The organism is Afipia sp. MLSD5-FHT05B12 (assembly GCF_058793355.1).
In genome coordinates, this window is record NZ_JBXAFS010000001.1 from 13,955 (window position 1) to 36,403 (window position 22,449).

The 22,449-nt window shown below is 58.2% G+C and carries 21 protein-coding genes; 15 read left to right on the plus strand and 6 right to left on the minus strand.

Annotated elements, in window-relative coordinates:
* Window positions 1-12 precede the first annotated feature (12 nt).
* Window positions 13-1,062: an AraC family transcriptional regulator gene (locus AC1Q6J_RS00065; protein WP_492277276.1), complete on the minus strand. Its 1,050-nt coding sequence runs from the start codon at window positions 1,060-1,062 to the stop codon at window positions 13-15.
* Window positions 1,063-1,166: 104 nt separating this feature from the next.
* On the opposite strand from AC1Q6J_RS00065, the gene AC1Q6J_RS00070 reads away from it, so the two are divergent.
* The 3 genes from AC1Q6J_RS00070 to fahA are packed head-to-tail and all read left to right on the plus strand — an operon-like array spanning window position 1,167 to window position 4,632.
* Entirely contained in the window at window positions 1,167-2,036 is an 870-nt protein-coding gene (locus AC1Q6J_RS00070) for an enoyl-CoA hydratase/isomerase family protein (RefSeq protein ID WP_492277277.1), read from the plus strand.
* A gap of 2 nt (window positions 2,037-2,038) precedes the next feature.
* A complete protein-coding gene (locus AC1Q6J_RS00075; RefSeq protein WP_492277278.1) occupies window positions 2,039-3,271 on the plus strand; it encodes a CaiB/BaiF CoA transferase family protein in 1,233 nt (410 codons plus the stop codon).
* Between the two features lie 35 nt (window positions 3,272-3,306).
* A complete protein-coding gene (gene fahA / locus AC1Q6J_RS00080) occupies window positions 3,307-4,632 on the plus strand; it encodes a fumarylacetoacetase (RefSeq protein ID WP_492277279.1) in 1,326 nt (441 codons plus the stop codon).
* Between the two features lie 50 nt (window positions 4,633-4,682).
* Here fahA and AC1Q6J_RS00085 read toward each other — a convergent pair whose 3' ends face one another.
* Entirely contained in the window at window positions 4,683-5,612 is a 930-nt protein-coding gene (locus tag AC1Q6J_RS00085) for a LysR substrate-binding domain-containing protein (protein WP_492277280.1), read from the minus strand.
* Window positions 5,613-5,974: 362 nt separating this feature from the next.
* On the opposite strand from AC1Q6J_RS00085, the gene AC1Q6J_RS00090 reads away from it, so the two are divergent.
* The 12 genes from AC1Q6J_RS00090 (at window position 5,975) to AC1Q6J_RS00145 (ending at window position 17,624) form a co-directional block, all read left to right on the plus strand.
* Window positions 5,975-6,796, plus strand: a complete 822-nt coding sequence (locus AC1Q6J_RS00090; protein ID WP_492277281.1) for a class II aldolase/adducin family protein — start codon at window positions 5,975-5,977, stop codon at window positions 6,794-6,796.
* Between the two features lie 73 nt (window positions 6,797-6,869).
* Window positions 6,870-7,652 carry a class II aldolase/adducin family protein gene (locus AC1Q6J_RS00095; RefSeq protein ID WP_492277282.1) on the plus strand — a complete coding sequence of 261 codons (783 nt, stop codon included), beginning with the start codon at window positions 6,870-6,872 and terminating at the stop codon, window positions 7,650-7,652.
* 128 nt (window positions 7,653-7,780) lie between these two features.
* Entirely contained in the window at window positions 7,781-9,118 is a 1,338-nt protein-coding gene (locus tag AC1Q6J_RS00100) for an MFS transporter (protein ID WP_492277283.1), read from the plus strand.
* A gap of 174 nt (window positions 9,119-9,292) precedes the next feature.
* Window positions 9,293-10,162 (plus strand): AraC family transcriptional regulator, encoded by an 870-nt coding sequence (locus tag AC1Q6J_RS00105; RefSeq protein ID WP_492277284.1) that lies wholly within the window; start codon window positions 9,293-9,295, stop codon window positions 10,160-10,162.
* Between the two features lie 199 nt (window positions 10,163-10,361).
* On the plus strand, window positions 10,362-11,573 hold the full coding sequence (locus AC1Q6J_RS00110) for an ABC transporter substrate-binding protein (RefSeq protein ID WP_492277285.1): 1,212 nt from the start codon (window positions 10,362-10,364) through the stop codon (window positions 11,571-11,573).
* Window positions 11,574-11,629: 56 nt separating this feature from the next.
* Entirely contained in the window at window positions 11,630-12,508 is an 879-nt protein-coding gene (locus AC1Q6J_RS00115) for a branched-chain amino acid ABC transporter permease (RefSeq protein WP_492277286.1), read from the plus strand.
* Entirely contained in the window at window positions 12,505-13,509 is a 1,005-nt protein-coding gene (locus AC1Q6J_RS00120) for a branched-chain amino acid ABC transporter permease (RefSeq protein WP_492277287.1), read from the plus strand. Before AC1Q6J_RS00115 ends, AC1Q6J_RS00120 begins: the two co-directional genes overlap by 4 nt.
* Window positions 13,506-14,252 (plus strand): ABC transporter ATP-binding protein, encoded by a 747-nt coding sequence (locus AC1Q6J_RS00125; protein WP_492277288.1) that lies wholly within the window; start codon window positions 13,506-13,508, stop codon window positions 14,250-14,252. The genes AC1Q6J_RS00120 and AC1Q6J_RS00125 overlap by 4 nt, the downstream gene beginning before the upstream one ends.
* Window positions 14,245-14,946, plus strand: coding sequence for an ABC transporter ATP-binding protein (locus AC1Q6J_RS00130; protein WP_492277289.1), 702 nt, complete (start codon window positions 14,245-14,247; stop codon window positions 14,944-14,946). The genes AC1Q6J_RS00125 and AC1Q6J_RS00130 overlap by 8 nt, the downstream gene beginning before the upstream one ends.
* A 51-nt stretch (window positions 14,947-14,997) precedes the next feature.
* Window positions 14,998-16,197, plus strand: coding sequence for a CaiB/BaiF CoA transferase family protein (locus AC1Q6J_RS00135; protein WP_492277290.1), 1,200 nt, complete (start codon window positions 14,998-15,000; stop codon window positions 16,195-16,197).
* A gap of 36 nt (window positions 16,198-16,233) precedes the next feature.
* Window positions 16,234-16,977 carry an SDR family NAD(P)-dependent oxidoreductase gene (locus tag AC1Q6J_RS00140; RefSeq protein ID WP_492277291.1) on the plus strand — a complete coding sequence of 248 codons (744 nt, stop codon included), beginning with the start codon at window positions 16,234-16,236 and terminating at the stop codon, window positions 16,975-16,977.
* The gene (locus AC1Q6J_RS00145) at window positions 16,977-17,624 is read left to right on the plus strand and encodes a glutathione S-transferase family protein (RefSeq protein ID WP_492277292.1); all 648 of its coding nucleotides are present in this window, start codon (window positions 16,977-16,979) and stop codon (window positions 17,622-17,624) included. Before AC1Q6J_RS00140 ends, AC1Q6J_RS00145 begins: the two co-directional genes overlap by 1 nt.
* 151 nt (window positions 17,625-17,775) lie before the next feature.
* Here AC1Q6J_RS00145 and AC1Q6J_RS00150 read toward each other — a convergent pair whose 3' ends face one another.
* From AC1Q6J_RS00150 to AC1Q6J_RS00165, 4 genes are all read right to left on the minus strand, one after another.
* Window positions 17,776-18,876 (minus strand): NADH:flavin oxidoreductase, encoded by a 1,101-nt coding sequence (locus AC1Q6J_RS00150; RefSeq protein WP_492277293.1) that lies wholly within the window; start codon window positions 18,874-18,876, stop codon window positions 17,776-17,778.
* A 140-nt stretch (window positions 18,877-19,016) separates the two neighbouring features.
* Complete coding sequence (locus tag AC1Q6J_RS00155; protein WP_492277294.1) at window positions 19,017-19,805, minus strand: enoyl-CoA hydratase/isomerase family protein; 789 nt, start codon at window positions 19,803-19,805, stop codon at window positions 19,017-19,019.
* Window positions 19,806-19,880: 75 nt separating this feature from the next.
* Complete coding sequence (locus AC1Q6J_RS00160; RefSeq protein WP_492277295.1) at window positions 19,881-21,503, minus strand: long-chain-fatty-acid--CoA ligase; 1,623 nt, start codon at window positions 21,501-21,503, stop codon at window positions 19,881-19,883.
* 81 nt (window positions 21,504-21,584) lie between these two features.
* On the minus strand, window positions 21,585-22,112 hold the full coding sequence (locus tag AC1Q6J_RS00165; RefSeq protein WP_492277296.1) for an ABC transporter substrate-binding protein: 528 nt from the start codon (window positions 22,110-22,112) through the stop codon (window positions 21,585-21,587).
* Window positions 22,113-22,449: the final 337 nt, after the last annotated feature.

Consider the following 22,449-nt stretch of genomic DNA (forward strand, 5'->3'; position numbering starts at 1 on the left):
CAAGCTGGAATACTAGCCGGATTGACGCGGACGATAATGCGTCGGGGAATGGCCGGTCCATTTTCGGAAGGCCTTGCGGAAGCTGGTGGCATCCGAAAATCCGACTCGCTCGGCGACCTCATCGATCATGAGATGGGTATTTTCCAGAAACTCAGTCGCCACCGAGCGGCGCATGTTGTCCAGAATGGATTGATACGAGAGTCCTTCCTGCGCCAACCGCCGATGCAGTGTTCGCAGCGAAAGGCCGAGTTGATCTGCGATCTCTTCGGCAGTCGGGAAACGCCGCGGACTGTTGAGGCATGCGGCTCTTATCCGGCGCACCAGGTCTGTTTCGCCGGGAGTCGGGGCCATAACTGCGTTGCAGAACTGCTGACAAACCTGCGCGGTGATCGGGTTAGCGTTGGGACAGCGCCGATCCATCGCCTCGACCGGGAAGTGCCATTCCATCGACCCGGCGTCGAACTCGATTGGGCAATTGAACATCCGCTCATAGTTCCGCCAATGAATGGGGGCGGGATAGGGGAACAGCATGCGAGTCGTGGGGAACGGCACCTCCAGAACCCGACTGAAAAGTGCTGTCATCGAACTCCGCCAGAATTCCGCGACGAAAGGAAGCAAGTGACCAAGCGATTGGGTGCCGTGGCTCCGGAGAATCGCTGTGCCGTTCTCCACGCGGAAACTGATCTGCAACACGGTGGATCCCGCCTGCGTAATGTGTTCGATTGAGAACTTCAGCGCTTCTCCGAATGTGGGGCTGCTGACCATCGCATAGCCGTAGATGCCGTAATCGCTGATGCGCTGCCGCGCGCCCGCCAGCAATCCGATATCCGTTCGCTTTGCGAGCGCAACAGCATTTCGATAGATCGCCAGACGCTGCCGCCGCGAGATGCGCGCATGCGGGTCTTCAAGCTGAGACGGAAGGGCGCCGGTGCGGGCGAACAAATCCTTCACGGAAACGCCTTCGGCGGCGAGCTCGGCGGCGAGCGCGGCAAGTCCAAGCATGCTTTGAGTCGGCGCGTCGATATCGTCCGAAAGTGGACTCATGATCTTCGATATCAGCATCGTTTCCTCCGGCCGTGTCGTGTTCTTTTTTCTTTCAGATTGGCACGTTTGGACCCCGTCTGTCACCGCATTGTGCGTGCAGTTGGCATTTTAGGACCCGAATATTGGCGTTCTTTGACGTTGCTGACGCGGAAGGCGACGGACAAGTTACCGCAACGAAGAGGCGGGCCGCCGGACCTGCCGTGCCGGTCAAATGGGAGAGAGAATTGACGACAGTCACGCACGAGATGGACGGCGCAGTGGGCGTCGTGACGCTCGCCAAGCCACCGCATAATCTGATCGACGACCAGATGATCGCGGATTTGATCGCAGCTTACCGGACGGTGCTCGCAGGGGGATGCCGCGCGATTTTGCTGCGCAGCTCGATGCGCCACTTCTGCGCCGGCGCAGAACTCAATTCTTTCGGCGGAACCACGCAAATCCACAACGATGAAAAGGGCTTCTTCGAACTTTTAGATGGGGTGGAAAATATACCAGTCCCTACCGTCGCGGCTGTTCATGGCGGCGTGCTCGGCGGCGGTCTGGAGTTGGCGCTGACCTGCGACATGATTATTGCAGCCGATACGGCATTCCTTGGACAAGTCGAGGTCACCGTCGGTCTGCTTCCGCTGCTCGGCGGTACGCAACGCCTCGCGCAACGCGCGGGTTCCGCAAGAGCGAAGGAAATTGCAATGCTCGGACGCCGTCACACTCCGGAAGCCTTTGAGCGGTGGGGCATCATCAATCTCGTCGTTCCGGAGAAAGAGCTTCCCGATGCTTCGCTGACATGGGCGCGCCAACTGGCTGCCGGTCCGACGAAGGTAATCGAAGGCATCAAAATGCAGGCTAACCTTGCGGCGCGCGGCGGCATTGCCGCCGCCGACAATAGGCAGATCGAAATCAACAATATGATCTGGAAGGCGGCTGATCGGCAACGAGGCTTCGACGCGTTCTTTGCAACCGGCCCCGCCTCGGCAGTGTTTAAGGGAGACTGACAGTGTCTGCAGCCCCTCTAAACGGATTGCGTGTGATTGATTTCACCCGCGTACTCGCTGGACCTCACTGCACCAAGGCGCTTCGCGATCTTGGTGCGCTGGTGACCAAAATTGAACCGCCAGCGGGCGATATCGGCCGCGTCGGCCTGCCGCATATCGGCGATATGGGCCTCTACTATGTTCAGCAAAATGCGGGAAAGCGAAATCTGAGCATCGACCTGAACTGGGCGGAGGCGCGTGAGATCGTGATCGATCTGTGCCGCAACGCCGATGTTATCGTTGAGAATTTCCGGCCGGGGACGCTGAAGCGATTTGGTCTGGCCTATGAGGACGTCCGCGCCTTTAATCCAAAGGTCGTTTACGCGTCACTCAGTGGCTACGGCCAAGACACATCGTGGAGCAACCGGCCAGCATTCGCTCCCACTGTACAAGCTGAGACTGGACTGACGTCCATCGTTCAAGATCATTTCGGCGAGGCATTGTTGGAATCGCGCGGTGATGCCTGCAGCCATGCGGATATCTACACCGGTCTTCAAGGAGTGATCGCAATCCTGGCCGCATTGAATCATCGCAATCTTACCGGCGAAGGGCAGCACGTGGACGTGGCGATGGCCGCAACCATGCTGTCCGTTAACGAGCGCGCAGGGGCGCAGTTGTCGGGCATCGATACCGACGGGGAGCCGATTGCGCTATCCGCGAATGAATCTCATATTTTCGAGATGTCTGATGGTCGCAAGCTAACGATTGCGGCAAGTCCAATCTACAGCCCGATGTTCAGCCGATACTGCGCCATGATGAGGCGGAATGACCTCCTGACCGATCCGCGTTATGCAACCGCGAATCTGCGGCGTCAGAATCTGCCATCGCTGCTAGCGGAAATCCGGTCATGGCTGACGACGTTCTCCGATCTTGAATTGCTTCAGGCGCAGGTCAGCGAGGCCGGTCTTGCCGTCGGGAGAGTCCGGACCGTCCGCGAGTTTGCCGAGTCTGACTGGGTGAAGGAATGGGGGGCGGTTGTGGAGGTTGACGACCGGGCTGGAAGCACCACGCGGATGCCGGGTAATCCATGGCGCTTCAGCAAATCCGAACTGCCTCTTCCTGGAGTCCCGGCGTTTCAGGGCGAGCACAACGAGGAGATCCTTCGGGAGAACAATGTTCCGGATTCGCGCATTACGGATCTGCAACAGCGCAAGGTGCTTCTGAGCAGACGAAGTCCGGCCGGAGCTTACGACTGAGCAGCGCGCGCCGTCTCACATGACTGGAGTTTGCAATGAAGCCAATGATCGATGAAACGCATGACATTGCACGCCGCAGTTTTATCGATTCAGCCAACGATCCAAGTAGCGATTTTCCGATCCAGAATCTTCCATTCGGTGTTTTCAGTACATCGTCGGGGGAAGCCAGACCCGGCGTTGCCATAGGAGACCAGATTCTCGATTTGCGGGTAGCCTATCGGCATGAGCTGCTCCCAAAGGATATCCCGCAAGAGGCGCTGGCGCAGAATTCGCTTAATGCATTGTTCGCGCTCGGGCGTATCCCTCTTCGGAATCTGCGTCGCGCGATCTCAGCGCTTCTGAGTGAAGGCGATAGTGGAAAGGCTGCGCGGCAACTGACGTCCGATCTGATTGTGCCGATGGCAAAAAGCCGTCTGCATCGGCCGGCCCGCGTCGCAAATTACACGGACTTCTATGCCGGCATTTATCATGCGCGTGCAGCAGGTGCCTTACTGACCCCGGAAAATCCGCTGCCGGCGAATTACAAATGGGTGCCGATCGCCTATCACGGCCGAGCCTCGTCGGTGCAGATCGGGCAGGGTCCTGTGCGGCGTCCACTAGGGCAGAAACCTCCCTCCGATCCGGGCAGGCCGCCGGATTTCGGTCCGTGTGAGCGGCTGGATTTCGAACTGGAGCTCGGCTTTTACGTGGTGGGCGGCAACACGATCGGAAACCGGATCGCCATTCAGGATGCCGAAGACCACATCGTCGGCTTCTCGCTGCTTAACGACTGGTCGGCGCGCGACGTTCAGCGTTGGGAGATGTTCCCATTGGGACCGTTTCTCAGCAAGAGTTTTGCGACATCGGTCTCGCCGTGGGTCGTGACTGTAGATGCGCTGGCGCCGTTCCGGGTGCCTGCGATGAGTCGATCGAACGGTGATCCGCAGCCGCTCGACTATCTGTGTGATGCGGGCGATCAGGCGGCCGGGGGGATCGATATAGATCTGAAAGTTTTCCTCTCGAGTGCGAAAATGCGAAGCACGGGCGAGCATGCCGTCGAGATACTCACGTCCAACGCGCGCCATCTTTACTGGACGCCGGCGCAGATGGTCGCGCATCATACGGTGAACGGCTGCAATCTTCAGCCTGGCGATCTCATCGGCACAGGAACTATTTCAGGTCCGCGAGACGAAGAGCTGAGCAGTATGCTTGAGCTGACCGTGGGAGGTTCGCGTCCGGTGACGCTCCCGAACGGAGAGAGTCGCAGCTTTCTGGCAGATGGTGATGAAATCACATTCAAGGGACGATGTCGGCGGAAGAATTTCGCTTCCATCGGATTTGGCTTGTGTAGCGGCATGATTACGGAAGCGCTGTCACTTTGACCCACAAGCGTGGCTTACTGAACTGATACGAAGTTGAAACCAAGCAGGGGTCACAGATCGTTCGTGTTGGTCCGTTGTTCCAGTTCAGCGACTACGTCCTTTAGCCACCTCCGGATCGCCTTGATCTTCGCGCTGTTGGCGTCCTCTTTTCGATAGACGAGATGGAAATCGCGTTTGTCCATCGGAAGTGACGGACGGAAAACGGTCTTGAGGCGGCCGGTCGCAACAACCGATGCTGTCAAAGGAAAGGGCGCCAGAACGACGCCCAAGCCTGACTCGGCCATTTGTATTGCGGCCAGCAAGCTATCGCTCGACAGACTGAGCTCATTCAGTTTGATCCGGGAGTCTGCCTTATCAAACCATCGCTCCCACATTCCGGGAATATTGTTGAGTTCGATAAGGGGCATTCGCGCGAGATCCCTTGCACTCTTCAATGGCGCAAATCTTTCGCAAAGATCGGGATGAGCCAAGGGCGCCAGTTTTGACCGAAACAGCCTGTGGGCATGCAAGCCGCGAAACGGCGGCCCACTGACCTGAATGGCAGCGTCGATACTTTCGGTGTCGAAGTCCACGTTGGTGTTGCGAGCCTCGAGACGCAGATCGAGAGAGCTGTTTGCGGATTTGAACTTCTGGAGATTGGGCAACGCGGCAAACGTCGCAAAGCTGGGTGACGCGCTCACCCTCACGATCTCTCTGCGTTCTTTGCTCAGCAGGACTTCGCCTGCGCGAGACAATTCCCCGAAGGCTTTCAGGATGGTGGTGCCGTACATCGCACCATCCTTCGTCAGCACGACTTTGTTTCCGTCGCGGACGAAAAGTTTGACGCGGAAATGCGTTTCCAGAGACGTGATCTGATGGCTGATCGCCGATTGCGTCAGGCTCAGGTCTTCCGCGGCGGCCTTGAAACTTCCCAACCTCACCGCAGCTTCGAACGATCGAAGCGTCGACAGTGGCGGAAGGGATGATCGCGATCGCTGCATGTGAATCTCATTCATATGGTCGCAAGGGAATTCATTTGCGCCCCGGAACAGGCCTGATCATGCTGGCATCAAATATCAGGATGGGCAACGCGGCTGCTGCGACATGTCAGCCATGTTCACCAACCGGCAACAAGCTCGCAAAGAGCACGACGGGAGGACGATGGATGGCCAAAGCAGCCGAGGGCCCAGGCGTTGCAGCGTGTCTGCGCGAGCATAAGGCCCGATGCAAACGACTCCAGTTCAGTTGCCGATGACTGCGGTTGACCCCCGTCGGCATCAATCCCGGCCGTATGAGCAGCGCATGCAAGTGCCCGCTGGCCAGCGGTCGTTCCAGTTGCGCATTCACAATGAAGGAGACTCTGATGAACGCCCTGCAAAAGTTCCATGATGCAACGCCCGCCGCCGAGAAGATGTACACCGACCTGCCGCGCCCGCCGGTGTTTGCAACCGTTGGTGAGGAGCGATTGCATCGCAAGCAGCGGCTTGCCGCGAGCTTTCGGCTGTTCTCGAAATGCGGTTTCGACGAGGGTGTCGTTGGTCACATCACGGCGCGCGATCCGGAATTTACCGATACGTTCTGGGTCAATCCGTTCGGTATGCATTTCAGTCTGATCAAGGCATCCGACCTGATCCGCGTGGGTCATGACGGAAAGGTCGTCGAGGGCGACCGGCCCGTCAACGCCGCGGCGTTTGCGATTCACTCGCGTGTCCATGCGGCCCGTCCGGATTCAGTCGGCGCCGCGCATTCGCACTCAACTTATGGCCGCGCCTTCGCTGCGCTCGGCCGCAAGCTCGATCCGATCTCGCAGGACGTATGCGCCTTTTACAACGATCACGCACTTTACGACGACTACGGCGGGGTTGCTGTTGATCTTGATGAGGGCCAGCAGATTGCGAAGGCGCTTGGCCCGCACAAGGCGGCCATTCTGCAAAACCACGGCCTTCTCACGGTGGGCCAGACCGTGGACGAAGCAGCATGGTGGTTCATCACGATGGATCGGTCGTGCCAGGTCCAGCTGATAGCCGAAGCTGCCGCCGCTCACTCCGGGCAGAAGCTCAAGATGATTTCAGAGAAGTCCGCGCAGCAGGCCTATCAGATTGTCGGCTCGCCGTTCAGCGGATGGTTTCAGTTTCAGTCGCTGTATGCCCGCATTCTCAAGGAGCAGCCAGACTTCCTGGATTAGGAACAGCGCGGCTGCTCTCCGAGGGCCGCCGGCGTCCTGAATCTTTTTGTCGAACGACCCTAGGGAGGAATTCATGAATCGGCACGTCAAACCAAAGCTGTCGCAGATATCATCCGAAGAACGTCACGCCCGCGAGCAACTTGCCGCCTTTTATCGTATCTGCGATCGGTTTGGCTGGACCGAACTGATCTACAATCACATTACCGCGCGCGTTCCAGGTCCGGAGCGCCACTTTCTCATCAACCAGTTCGGGCTGATGTACAACGAAATCACGGCGTCCAATCTGGTGAAGATCGACGTCGATGGCAACGTCGTTGACGGCAGCGATGCTAAAGTCAACGCGCCGGGATTTACCATCCACTCTGCTATCCACATGGCGCGCGAGGATGCGCACTACATTGTGCATACCCATACGACCGAGGGCGTGACGGTTGCATGCGCGGACAATGGCCTATCGCCGCATAGTTTCTACGGCGCGCAACTCTACGGCGAAGTTGCTTATCATGACTTCGAAGGCATTTCGGTCGATCTCAGCGAACGCGAACGGCTTGTAAAATCGCTCGGCAACAAGAATGTCATGATCCTGCGTCATCACGGCTTGCTGACCTGCGGGGAGACTGCCGCGGCGGCTTTCTTCAGAATGTACATGTTGCAGCGTGCCTGCGAGGTGCAGGTGCATACCCTGCAAATGGGCAGCGAGCTAAGGCATCTGCCGGAAGCGATTCTGAAACGAACTGTTCAGCAGTCGCAAACGGCCGTCGCCAAGGGCTTCGATGAAAGGCACGCATTCGGTCAGGACACCTACGACGCATTGATCCGGCAGCTCGATGCCGAAGGATCTACGTTCCGTCTGTAGGACAGGACAAAGCCCGGAAAAGCAAACCGGTTGCAATCGGCGGACAGCCGGCGGGCATAAGTGCCGCGCCGGTTGCAATAAGACGCGGCAAAAATCCGCGGGATCATTATAAAATGGGGGAAAACACAATGAGTCAGATAGCGGTTGATGCCTTAACGAAGGATATGGCGAAAAGCGATGTCGAAAAATCGGCGATGCGCGCCGTTTCATTCCGAATTCTACCGTTTCTCATATTAGCATACTTCATATGCGTGCTCGATCGCGTCAATGTCAGTTTCGCTGCGCTGACCATGAACGCGGATCTTGCATTCACACCGCTCGTTTATGCCTGGGGTGCGGGTATATTCTTTATCGGCTATTTCATTCTGGAAGTGCCGAGCAACATAGCTTTGCATCATTTCGGGGCGCGTCGCTGGATTGCGCGCATCATGGTGACGTGGGGATTGATTTCAGCTTCAACGGCATTCGTCAGTGGGCCGAACAGTTTTTACGCCCTTCGCTTTCTACTCGGCGTTGCGGAGGCCGGATTTTTTCCAGGGATCGTTCTGTATCTCACCTACTGGTATCCGGCCAAATATCGGGCCCGGGTGATGTCGGCCTTCATTTTGGGAGCGCCGCTTTCGGCGGTGTTCGGCGGGCCGGTTTCCGGCCTCTTGCTTGAGATGAATAACATGCTGGGCCTGAAAGGCTGGCAGTGGCTTTTTATCGTAGAGGGAATCCCGGCCTCGATACTCGGCGTTGCTGCCTTCTTCTACCTGACGGATCGTCCGTCGGATGCGAAATGGCTTGCCCCAGAGCAAAAGCGATGGCTCGAAACGAGACTCGACAGCGAGCGCAGCGCCAAAGAGGCGGCCCACCATAAGACGCTGTCACAGGCGTTAAAGTCACCCAAGGTACTGGCGTTGAGTTTTGTCTACTTCGGACTTTTGGCCGGGCTCTATGGGATACAGTTTTGGCTGCCTCAGATCGTCAAGGCCTTCGGATTGACGAATATTCAAACGGGATTTGTCAGCGCGTTGCCTTTCGCGTTCGGGACGATCGCGATGTTTTTGTGGGGACGCCGCTCCGACAAGGCGCAAGAGCGCGTGTGGCATATTGCAGTTCCGCTGTTCGTCACGGCCGCTGCACTCGTTGCTTCAGCCTATGCGGGGAGCCTGCCTTTGACTATGGCGGCACTCATCGTGGCGGCTGTCGGCGGGTTCGCGGCATTCGGGTTGTTCTGGACTCTCCCGACAGCTTTGTTGACCGGGGTCGCGGCTGCTGGCGGCATTGCGTTGATTAATTCGATCGGCAGTCTGGCGGGCTTTGGTGGTCCTTATCTGATTGGATGGGTCAAGGAACTCACTGGAAGCACAATAACCGGACTGCTTGTTCTCGCAGTGCTTCCAGCTGTCGCTGCGTTGTTGGTGCTGGTGCTTGGACATGACGCAGAAACGGAATTTACGGGCAAGGCAGAAGAAATCTGAATACATGGTCGTTGCGGGTCTGCGGTGTCGCTGCGACACCGCAGACTTCGTGAAAGCCTTTGAATAAAGGTCCCTAAGTCAAGACGATGCTGCGATGCAGCAACAAACCGGCTCGCTTCTCTGCTGTGTTTAGTGCATTCTATCTTGGAACTCGCGTTAGAATGGGGTTTTGGGATGGGACTCGTCGGCGAGAACTACGTTCGGTTGGTCGGAGGCGATCTTGTGTCATCCATTATTACCGATACGCCGAGCATGCGGATTGAAGTTCTTCGCAGAGAAACGGTTGGGCGGATGCATTGGCATTTTCGCCAGCCGGAATTGTCGTTGTTCTGGTTCGGCAAGGGAGCCGAACGTCTAAGGGCGACGATTGACGGGCGCTCGGTTGAGCGGCGCTTTCCGGGAAAGTCGAAGCTTGCGATCTTCCCCGCTGCGATCGAGATCGAAGGCGAGTGGAATGTAGGGCCCACCCTCGACTACACGGTGGTGTTCCTGAACCCGTCTTTCGTGGGTGAACGCCTCCAGCACGCGATCACCAACCCGACAGTCGCTTTTGAGCACGATGGATTGACCCGCGGCCTCGCTGAACTTTGCCGGGAGGCGGCCTCGCCAGACAATGTTTTCAACCTCATGGCGGAGGGATGGTCGATTCAGGCGCTGGCCCACATTTCCCGCGTCAGCGAAAGAAGTCAGCGGTCACCCAACGAGTTGCGCGGCGGTTTGCCGGGCCGGAGTCTCCGGCACCTTGAGGAATATGTGCGCGAGAACCTTACCCAGCCGATCTGTCTTGCCGAGCTTTCGGAGATCGCCGGGCTGAGCAAACGGCATTTTCTGCGCGCGTTTCAGGAAAGCGTCGGCGCGACGCCGTACAACTACGTTCTTTCGCGCCGGATCGATGAGGCGAAGCGGCGGCTGTCGGACACGGAAGACAGCATCGTCGAAGTGGCCCTTGCGACCGGTTTCAGTCATGCCCAGCATTTCTCGACAAGTTTCAAGAAAGCGACGGGTGTGACGCCATCCGCGTTCCGTCGGCGCTGCCTGTCATAGGCAACAGCCCTCTCAGAAATGCGCCGCCGGCTTTTATCCGGACTAAATGGCGTTTTTTCGGAAACCTTGGCGCTATCCTGCAAGTCAGGATCAGCCTCCCGATCTAATACTATCCCATAAAAATCCACGCAGACTGCGGCCGCCTGGTTGCGGCCAAGCGGGAGTTTCGGGGCGGAACGCCCGGCATAGGGAGAGCGGGATGGCAATTTCTTTCAACGGATACACGCGCATTGGTCTGGCCGCGGCGGTAGGTCTTGCGGCATCGGCCAGCGCGACGACGTACGCGCAAGAGAAGACGCCGATCAAGATCGGACTGATGCTGCCCTACAAGGGGGTCTATGCGGTCCCGGCGGAAAGCATCGACCGCGGCTTTCAAATCGCGCTGGAGGAGTTCGGTAACAAGGCTGGCGGCCGTCCTATCGAGATTATCCGCGCTGACGATGAACTGACGCCAAGTGTGGGCGTTCAGAAGTTCAACAAGTTCGTGCAGTCCGACAAGGTCGATCTCGTTGCCGGGGTTGTCGGCTCGAATGTCGGTATTGCGATCTCGGAACTGGCAGACAAGAACAAGATGCCGATGGTGTTCGCGAACGCCTTCGCTGACGAGATCACGGGTAAGTTTTGCAGCCCATACATCGCCCGCACATCCTTCAGCGCCAACGGCTTCGAATACGCCTCCGGAAAGTATTGGGCCAGCAAAGGGGTGAAGACCGCCGTCACGATGGGCCCCGATTACTCCGCGGGCCGTGCATTCATCGGCGGATTCAGGCGCGGCTTTGAAGACAACGGTGGAAAGGTGATCGAGGAAATCTGGACGCCCTTCCAGAAGACCAAGGATTACAGCGCCGCGCTAACGCAGGCTGCGAACTCCGGCGCTCAAATTATCTACACTTTCTATGCAGGCGCGGAAGCGATCCAGGTTGTCAAGCAGCACGCCGATTTCGGACTGCGCAGCAAGATCCCCCTGATCGGCGATCACTGGGTCTACGATGAAGCGCTATGGCCGGCCCTCGGCGATCTGGCTCTGAATGCCCAGCACGTTGCCACGCATTATCCGGGTATCCCCACCGAAGCGAACCAGAAGTTCGTGAAGGCATATACTGCGAAGTACAAGCAGGAACCCGACGTCAGCGCCGAGCTTGGCTATGACAACGGCAAGGCGATCATGCTGACGCTTGAGAAGCTCGGCGGCCAGATGCCGGAAGATCGCACCAAGTTCATCTCCACGATGCGTGACCTGACGTTCGATTCCCCCCGTGGGAAGATCAGGTTCAATGCGCAGAACAGCGCCTTGCTTGAGAAGGTCTACGTGATCGAGATCGTCAAGGGACCCGACGGCAAGATGCAGCGTAAATCCCTGGATCAGTTTCCGGGTGCGGGCGATCTGCCGGGTTGCACGAAATCGTTCTGATCCGAGGCGAGCTTCGCTTCTAGCGAAGCTCGCGCTCTCTCGAATGTGTGTGAAACATGCAGCTCTTTCTGATTCAGCTTCTTAACGGTGTGCAACTGAGCATGCTGGTGTTTCTGCTCGCGGTCGGCCTCACGCTGATCTTCGGGCTGATGAACATTCTCAATCTGGCCCATGGCGCCTTCTTCACGATGGGCGCATATTTCGGACTGGTTGTCGCCAACAAGACAGGCTCATTCTGGTTGGCGCTGCTGATAGGTCCGCTGCTGCCGTTCGTGGCCGGCTTCGTGCTGCAACTCTTCGTTTTGCAACCGCTGGCTCAGCGCGGGCGTTCGACGCATCTCGATCTCGCCTTGCTGACGTTCGGCCTGCTGTTCGCAACAGCGGGTGCAGTCGAGTACATCTATGGATCGGCATTTCACAGCATCGTCACGCCCGATTTCCTCAAGGGCCGAGTTGCCTTGTTGGGCATCGAATATCCGCTCTATCGGCTTTTCATCATCGCGGTTGGTATTGCCATCGCCATTGCTCTTGTCCTGGTGATCGACCGCACGCTGATCGGCGCCACGCTGCGGGCCGGTGTCGACAACCGTGAGATGGTCACGGCGCTCGGCATCAACATCAACGTTCTGTTTGCGCTGGTGTTCGGATTCGGTTCCGCTCTCGCTGGCTTCGCGGGTGTCGTCGCCGCACCGGTTATGAGCATCTATTCCAACATGGGTATCGGAATTGTCGTCACCACGTTCGTGGTCGTGGTGGTGGGCGGCCTTGGCAATCTCAAGGGGTCGTTCTATGCGTCACTTATCGTCGGTATGACCGATACATTTGCCCAGGCTTACCTTCCGGAGGCCGAACTCTTTGCGATTTATGCGCTGCTGATCGCTGTGATGATCTTTCGCCCTCAGGGCCTTTTTGGCGCGGTTGGGAGGGTTGCATGAGCGTAGATGTCATTCTCACACGGGAGAAGGGCGTCGGTGGTTTGAAGCGTCTGCCGCTCCCAAAGTCGCGCCGCGCTTACGCGGCATTGTTCGCCGCTTCTGCCGTCGTCCTGTGTGCGCTGCCGTCGTTCTCCTCCGGCTATGTCATGACGCTGGCGGTCGAAGTCATGATCGCCGGCGTATTCGCGTCGGGCATCAATCTTCTGACCGGGTATACGGGCCTCGTATCGCTCGGGCAGGCGATGTTTCTCGGGTTCGGTGGATACGGCATCGCGATCGGAACGGCGCTGCTGGGATGGCCGCTGTGGGTCTCTGCGCCTGTCACGCTGGTGGTGGTGGCCGCAATTGCCGCTGCCATTGGCGCGATCTGCACCCGGACGCGCGGGGTCGAATTTCTTCTGATTACACTGGCATTCTCCCAGATGTTTTATGGGGCGATGATCAAATTGCGCTGGACCAACGGGTCTGACGGAATGACAGGAATTCCGCGCCCGGATTTGTCATGGCTCAGCGTGAGCGCGGACAACCCGACCATCTTCTACTATTACGTTCTTGCCGTCGCGTTGTTCGCGCTGTTGATGCTGTGGCGGATCGTGACGTCGCCTTTCGGCAGCATCCTGGTCGGCATTCGTGAAAATGAGCGCCGAATGATGTCGATGGGATATGCGGTTGCAAACTACAAGATTGGATCGTTCGCGCTGGCCGCCATGATCTGTGCGGTTGCGGGCATTTTGCAGGCGCAATACACCTATTTCATCAATCCCGATGCGATGAGCTGGCAGATGAGCGGCGAGGGCGTGTTGATGGTCATCATCGGCGGTGCCAACGTTATTCTCGGGCCTTTTGTGGGTGCCGCGATCTTTGTCGTCGTCAAGCAGGCGCTGAGCATGATCACCGAAGAATACAATTTGTTCTTCGGTATCTTCTTCATGCTTGTGGTTGCGTTTTTCCGGGGTGGCGTTCTCGGCGCCATCACCACGCTGATCGGAAAGCGGCAATGAGCGCGCTCGAAATCAGGAATTTGCGTAAGGCCTTCGGCGGGCTTCAGGTCATCAGCGACCTCGACCTGAAGGTGCCGTCGGGCCAGCGCCATGCGGTGATCGGGCCGAATGGCGCCGGCAAGACAACATTGTTTAACATCATCACAGGATGGCAACCGCCAACGAGTGGCGAGATACTCATTCAGGGCGTCCCGGTGCAGCAGGGACGGCCGGACCTTGTTACCAAGGGCGGCCTGTCACGATCCTTTCAGAAAAACATGTTGCTCGAGAGCGTCACCGTTCTTGAGAACCTGCGTGTAGCGTGTCAGGCGTTTCATAGGTCGCGCCATTCCATTTTCCGCTCATGCCGGTCGTTTTCAGACGTCGTTCGTAGAGCTCACATTGCAGCGGAACAGATGCATCTGGACAGGGTGCTGCACCGGGATGTCAACGAACTTTCCTACGGCCAGAAGCGTCAGCTCGAAGTGGCTATCGCTCTATGCGCAGAGCCGAAGATACTGCTGATGGACGAACCGGCAGCCGGAACGTCGCCGGATGAGCGCGCCAGACTGATCAAGCTGATCAATGGCCTCTCATCCGAACTGACCATCCTTCTTGTCGAGCACGACATGGATGTCGTGTTTGCGATCTGCGATGTCATTACGGTGCTGAGTTACGGCAAGGTGCTTGCAACGGGAACGAAGGATGAGATCCAGTCCAATCCTCAGGTGATTGAAGCGTATCTGGGGCAGCATCATGCTTAAGGTCGAGCATCTTCACACTTATTACGGCGAAAGCCACGTTCTCCAAGGTGTCGATCTTTCCGTGACGACGGCGCAGTGCGTGGCGGTACTCGGCCGGAACGGTGCGGGCAAGACGACGACGCTGCGCTCGATACTCGGGTTGACGCCCGCGCGGCACGGCCACGTGGAGTTCAATGGCGCCGATATCACAAGGCTGCCGACCCATAAGATTGTGAGATCCGGCATTGCTTTCGTGCCGGAGGATCGCGGCATCTTCCCGACAGTGACCGTCGAAGAGCATCTTGCTATCGCCCATGGCGCGTCGAAACACCGGCCGCGGCGTAAGCCGGTGGAATACGTGTTCGAAATATTTCCACGCCTAGCCGAACGGCGCAGGAGTCTTGGCGGCCAACTCTCCGGTGGTGAGCAGCAGATGCTGGCGATCGGACGGGCGCTGGTGGCCGGGCCGGATCTGATGATCCTTGATGAGCCCAGCGAAGGTTTGGCGCCGGTGATTATCGAGAAACTCGCGGCCGTGCTCCAGGATGTCAAAGCATCCGGGACGCCCATTCTGCTGGTTGAGCAGAACTATCACCTCGCAACCCAACTGGCAGACCATGTCTATGTGCTTAGTCAGGGCCGGGTTCAATTCTCCGGCGATACGCAATCGCTGATCGCAAATGACGATGTCAGGCGAACGTATCTAAGCGTGTGATGCGCGAGAATGCGGCAGCCCGGATGACATGAAAACAGAGAGAGTAGAGATATGTCCGGTCCCCTTCATGGTGTGCGCGTGCTGGATTTGACGGCGGTGGTGTCGGGTCCGTATGCGACGATGTTCCTGGCGGATCAGGGCGCGGATGTGCTGAAGATCGAGCCGACCAGCGGTGATGGCACCCGCCGGAGCCGGACGCTGATTGATGCGGCCGGTGAGTTCTCCGCGCTGTTCGTGTCGTGCAATCGCGGCAAGCGTTCGCTGTCGATCGACATCAAGAGCGAGGCCGGCCGCGAGGTGCTGGCCAAGCTGGCGGCGCAGGCTGACGTGCTGGTGCAGAACTTCCGTCCCGGCATAATGGAGCGCCTCGGGCTGGGCCACGAAGAGCTGCGCAAGAAGTACCCGCGGCTGATCTATGTCTCGATCAGCGGGGTGGGCGACAGCGGGCCTTACGTCAAGAAACGCGTCTACGACCCCATCGTCCAGGCGCTGTCGGGCTTTGCCGACATCCAGTCGCAGCCGGTGACCAACCGGCCGCAGATGATCCGCACCATCGTCTGCGACAAGACCACCTCGGTGTTCACCGCGCAGGCGGTGTCGTCGGCGCTGTATGCCCGCGAGAAGACAGGCCAGGGCGATTACATCCAGGTCGCGATGCTGGACACCATGATCTCGTATCTGTGGCCGGAAGGCATGATGCAGTACACCGTAGTCGGCACCGAGGCGGCCGCGGCGGACCCGAACGACCGGCCGGATCTCGTGTTCCAGACACTCGACGGCTACATCACCGCCGGCACCATCTCGGATTCCGAATGGCAGGGCTTCTGCAAGGCCTCGGGCGATCCGGAGCTTGCGAAAGACGAACGCTTCGCGACGCCGAGCGCGCGCTTCATCAATGCCACCGCGCGCATCAACAAGATGCAGGAATACATCAGCCAGCGCACCACCGCCGAGTGGCTGGAGCGTCTCGACGCCGCCGATGTGCCGTGTTCTCCGATCCTGCGCCGGGGCGAGATCATCGGCAACGATCAGGTGGTGGCACGCGGCCTGATCGAGGAGTTCGATCAGCCGACGGTGGGCCGGGTGCGGCAGCCGAAGCCCGCGGCGATCTTCGAGGTCAACAAGGCGAAGATCGGCGGCCCGGCGCCGCGCGTCGGCGAGCACTCCCGCGCCGTACTGCGCGAACTCGGCTACAGCGACAGCGCCATCGACGGCATGATCGCGGAGAAGGCGGTCAGGGTCGCAGGGTGAACGAGACGAACGGTTTCAGCTTCTGGAGAACGAACAGTGACGGATAAAGTGAAGGTCGCACTTCTGGTTGGCGCAGGCGATGCTATCGGCGCCGCAGTTGCTCAGAAATTTGCAAAGGGTGGTTACACGGTCTGCGTCGCGCGGCGCGAGGCTGCCAAGTCGCAGGGACTTGTCGATTCGATGAAAGCGGATGGATACGGCATCCGCGCCTACAGTGTCGATGCGCGCAAGGAAGAGGAAGTCCAGAAACTGTTCGCGGATGTCGAGAAAGATGTCGGCCCAATCGAGGTCTGTCTCTTCAATGCCGGATCGAACGTCAACAAGCCGCTGCTGGAGACGACCGAGAAGCTGTTCTTCAAGGCCTGGGAGCTCGCATGTTACGCAGGCTTTCTCGTGGGCCGCGAGGCTGTGAAACACATGTCGACGCGCGGACGCGGGACAATGCTTTTCACCGGCGCGACCGCCAGCGTTCGGGGTGGAAAGGGCTTTGCTGCATTTTCGGCGGCGAAGTTTGGTCTGCGCGCCGTAGCCCAGGCGATGGCCCGTGAGCTTGGCCCGAAGAACATTCATGTCGTTCATTTGCTGATCGATGCAGGCGTCGACAGCGAAGCGATCCATCAGCGCATGAAGGCGGCAACCGGAATCAGCGCCAGCGAAATTCCACCCGACAGCCTGACCAAAACCGCGTCCATCGCTGAAGCATACTGGTTTGCTCACCTGCAATCCAAAGACGGCTGGACTCATGAACTCGATCTGCGCCCATCAGTGGAGACCTGGTAATGGCAGACGAACTTATTCTCTGGGGCGTCGGCACAACGCGCACGATCCGCGCGCACTGGGCGCTTCATGAACTCGGTCTTCCGTATACATCACGACCAATTCTTCCGCGGTCAGGCGAGACAAAGACGATGGAGTATACCGCGCTAAATCCGCGCCAGAAAATCCCGCTTTTGCAGGACGGCGACCTGACCATTGGGGAAAGCGCAGCCATTGTCGCGTATCTCGCCAACAAACACAAAGGAGCCGATGGCGGTCTCGTTCCAGACTGCCCAAAGCTTTACGCGAAGTGGCTGGAATGGTGTTTCTTCATCGTGACCGAGCTGGACTCAACCAGTCTTTATGTCATGAGGCGGCACGGAACCAACAACGGATTGGCGCATATCTATGGCGATGCACCGCATGTCGTGACGAAGGCTGGCGAATACTTCCGCGAACAGCTTCGGCACGTCGACGTCGCTCTGTTGGACGGCCGCGATTATCTTATGGGAACTCAGTTCACCACGGCCGACATACTGCTGACAACCTGCCTGACATGGGCAATCGACTATGGCGTTGGCATCTGCGATAGCGCTGTTCCGTATCTTGAGCGTGTCACGTCGCGGGTGGGATACCGGGCCGGGGAAACAGCAAATTTCGCACAGATTTGAGGAAAGACCGATATACTCGGCGATCGATAGCCCTATCAGGGAAGCGGAGGAAACAGGTCCTCATCACTGGAAAAACTCATCAGTTAAATCCTGCTGTGGTCCGCCCGAACGGGACCTCGCTCGAAAGCGCTATAACGGAAGCAATCACCGCTCAAAGCGTTGCCATTGCCTTTGGCGAGAAGGGCGCGAGTTCGGTGAAGCGCTTGTCGCGCACCTTGGCTGGCCACTCCGGATCGGTAATCAGCGCGCGGCCAACTGCGACCAGATCGAACTCGTTGCTAGCGAGCCGCGCTTCGAGTTCGCCGAGATCGCCGACTTCCGCGCTTTCGCCCTTGTAGGACTGAATGAAGTCGCCGCCCTTCAGACCCACAGATCCCACGGTGATTGTCGGCTTGCCGGTGAGCTTCTTGCTCCAGCCGGCGAGATTGAGGTCGGAGCCCTGGAATTCAGGCTCCCAGAACCGCCGCGTTGAGCAATGGAAGATATCGGCGCCTGCGTCGACCAGCGGCTGGAGGAACGCGGCGAGTTCGTCGGGCGAGTGAGCCAGCTTTGCGCCGTAGTCCTGCTGCTTCCACTGCGAAAACCGGTGAATAATTACGAAATCCGGCCCCACGCGTTGGCGGATAGCCTTGATGATGTCGGCGGCGAAGCGCGTGCGTTTAACAAGATCTCCGCCGTAAGCATCATCGCGCCGGTTCGACTGCTCCCAGAAAAACTGGTCCACCAGATAGCCGTGCGCGCCATGAAGTTCGACGGCATCGAAGCCGATTTCCTTGGCGGCGGCCGCGGCCTTCGCAAATGCCTCGACGGTATCGGCGATATCCTCGTCGGTCATCGGTTCGCCGACCAGCTTGCCTGAACCGGATAATCCCGATGGGCCGTCGGACTTACCTTCCGGACGCGGACCGGTCCCAGCCCTGCGGACCATGCCCTGATGCCAGATTTGCGGCGCGATCTTTGCTCCCGCCGCATGCACTTCTTTCACTACACGACGCCAGCCATCGAGGCTCTTCGGGGCATAGAAGTTCGGGATGTTCGGATCATTCGATGCGCCTGCGCGGTCGACCGTGGTGCCTTCGGTGATGATCAACCCGACGCCGCCTTCCGCACGGCGGCGATAGTATGTCGCGACATCCTCGCCGGGTGTCCCGTCAGGGCTCTTCGAGCGCGTCATCGGCGCCATCACCACGCGATTGGGCAATGAAAGCGTCTTGTGCCGAAATGGCTGGAACAGCGGGGTGGTGGCCGACATGAAGTCCTCGCGGCGGGTTGGCTGGCGATTTTCTGATGAAAATTGTGCGGTTCTAGATCGGGCAACGTCAATTCAAAACGGTGGCGAGGCAGCTATGCAATGTCTTCCGCGAGGCATAGCCGCCTGAGCCGGATTGCCTTCTAGGCACCGCGGAAGGCGACCTTGCCTCGGAAGTCCTTTGAGCCGTGTTCCACCACCGCTTGCACACCGGCCCTGAAGTCCGCGCTGTCGAAGAGCGGCGGACCAAGGTCGAGCAGCAGTTCGTCCGCGGCGCGTACCCCGTGATCCAGAAATGCACGCATCAGGCGCTTTGTGACTGCATGAGCCTTGGTGGGGCCGTTGGCGAGTTTTTGGGCCCACGCCATCGCCTCCGTATGGAGCGATGCCCGGGATACTACCCGATTGATAATATTCCATCGCTCGAACGATGCCGCGTCATAAAAATCGCCGGTAAAGCAGATTTCGCGCGCACGGGCTGGGCCGCAGCGTTCGGCCAGAAGGTATGCCCCGCCAAGATAGGTCGAAGCGCCGATGTGCTGTTCGACCTGTGCAAACTTCGCATCATCCGCGGCGATGATGACATCGCATCGGAGCGCGATTTCAAGCGCTGCTGCGAGGCAAAGTCCCTGAACGGCGCAGACGACCGGAATGTTCAGGCCTTCCAGCCGTGTGCAGATCGGAATCCCCTGGCCTAGCATCTGACGGGCGCCTTTGCTGTCGACACCGACGAAGGTGGTTTTCACATTCACGCCGCAGCCGAAGTGGTCGCCCGCGGCCTGGACCAGCAGCGCGCGGACATCGGAAGCCTCCAACTCATCGAGAACGGTCTCGAAGGCCGAAAAGAGAGCGTTATCGGCAAGATTAATCGGCGGGTTGTCGATTGTGATGACGCCGACATTCGCCTGCTTTTCAAAACGCACTGAACTCATTCTCGTCTCCTTGCCGGCGTTTCTGCGCCGCACTCAATTTTGTGGCGCAAGCCGGACCCGGCATGCACCTCTGATTTAGACGCTGGGAAACCGGTAGCTCTGAAATTGTTCTCGCAGTTCGGTTTTCTTGATTTTTCCGGTCGCGGTGTGCGGGATTTCGTCCACGATGGCGACATCGTCGGGCATCCACCATTTCGCGATCTTGCCCTCCATGAAGCGGAGAACGTCGGCGCCTTTCGTCGCCGTATCCGGCTTGAGCTGAACGATAAGGAGAGGGCGCTCATCCCATTTGGGATGCCGGATGCCGATAACCGCGGCCTCGAGCACGTCGGGATGGCCGACCGCCAGATTTTCAAGGTCGATGGAGGAAATCCACTCGCCGCCGGACTTGATCAGGTCCTTGGACCGATCGGTGATTCTCATATAGCCGTGCGCGTCGAGCGTTGCGATGTCGCCGGTATCGAAGAACCCTTCATCATCGAGGGCCTGCTCATCGACTCGATAATACCCCTTCGCAATAGCCGCGCCGCGAACCTTCAGGCGTCCGAACGTCTTGCCGTCGCGCGGCAGTTTCTTTCCCGCATCATCCGTGATTTTCATCTCGACCAGAAACGGTGCAAAGCCCTGGCTTGCCAGCTGATCCAGCTTTTCCTTGCCGGTCAGGTCCTGGAATGGGTGCTTTAGCGTTCCGATTGAGCCAATCGGACTCATCTCGGTCATTCCCCAGCCCTGAGTTGCCGGAATTCCCATGCGTTCGAAAGCTTCTATGAGCGAGGATGGCGGTGCTGCCCCGCCGATGGTCAAGCGCTTGAGATCGGGCAGCCGAAGATTGTTGCTTTCCATATGCTGCTGAAGTGCCAGCCACACGGTGGGTACACCCGCTGTGACTGTGACCTTTTCGTCGCGAAGAAGTTCGTAAACGGATGGTCCGTCCAGCTTTGCGCCGGGAAATACCAGCTTGGTCCCGGTCATCGGAGCGTGGAATGCAAGCCCCCAGCTATTGGCATGAAACAGCGGCACAACTGGCAACACGGTATCGGTGGATTTCAGACCGAGGACATCCGGCTGCGCGACCAACAAAGAGTGAAGTACGTTGGATCGGTGCGAATACAGCACGCCCTTCGGATCTCCGGTCGTTCCGGACGTGTAGCAAAGCCCGGCTGCGGTGTTTTCGTCGAATGATTTCCATTCGAAATCGCCGTCCACGCTGTCGATCCAGTCCTCATAAGCGATTGCGCCCCGCAGGCTGGTCTTCGGCATATGAGTGCTGTCAGTGAGAACCACAAATCGTTCGATTGACGTGAGTTGCGGTGCAAGTTTTTCAAGAAGCGGAATGAATGTGATGTCCGTCAGCAGAACGCGGTCCTGCGCGTGATTGGCAATCCATGCGATCTGTTCCGGGAAGAGGCGCGGGTTGATGGTATGGCAGATGGCGCCGATGCCCATGATGCCGTACCAGACCTCGAGATGACGCCACGTATTCCAGGCCAGGGTCGCGACGCGGTCTCCCAGCTTGATACCGTCACGGTCCAGTCGCTGAGCGACCTTCAGCGCGTTCGTCCGGATATTTGCATAATTCGTGCGATGGATGGGTCCTCCGACCGATCGCGTTACGACCTCGCGCTCTCCGTGACAGGCAGCGGCATGATCGATGATACGGTTGCAGAGCAGCGGCCAGTCCTGCATCAGACCTAACATGATAAACTCCTCGAATGCTTGCACGACCCAAAAAGAAGCCCGACACTCGCGGATCGAGTGCCGGGCCAGTCTTGGGTGGAACTACGTGGCTCCATTTTTGTCGCTGAGGACAGGGCCGAACAGGTCCCACGGATTCTTGGTGAAGCGCATCGGATCCGCCCACTTGTCCACGCCGCTCGTAACGAACAACTGCGGGACTTTCTTCTGATTCATGCATTTGTGGATGGCCGTATTGCCTGGGATGCCGAAATTGCTCAGCAGGAACAGGATCTCGTCGTTCTCAACGCGTCTGCGCGTCTGCTCGATGGTTTTGGGCGGGCTGTAGCCATCGTCGTAAGAGATGTAATTGCTCTTGCGAGTATTGATGCCGCCGTGATCGTTGATCATCCTGAGATATGCAGTTTGTGCCTTTGCAATCGCAGAGTATGCCGATGCCGGTCCGCTATGCGGCGATATATTGCTGATCTTGATTTCGGTGTCAGTCGCTTCCGGGGCATATTTCTTCTGAGCAAAGGCCGCGTCCGGCAGCGCAAAGTGCAGAACTACAGCAGCCAGTCCAACAGTTACTCCCGCTACTAAACTGAAATTCATCGTCGCCAGCCCAGGCATTTACGACTTTGCGTCATGTTTTTGTCTGCCCAAGGCAGGGTAGGTAAGCTAAGCAGGTGGCTCCTTCTTGCCCAATGATAAATTTGAAACGGGCTTATTCAATTGTGAGGCGCGGGTCCTTTGGCTGTTTGCCTGTTCAATGATGAATGGCGGTCTAGCCAAGTATGCCGATCAGACGGCCCGGCCTTTTGTATGAGGCTTGGATGGCGCATTCGCGAGTCCGACCCGCAGCTCCAGTTTAACCGCAATGGCGTCGGTGTCATAAAGCGCCCGACAGCGCAGCAAGCTTCGGCATTCCCGTTGAAATAATTTCGGGATCCGAGAATATAACTCAATT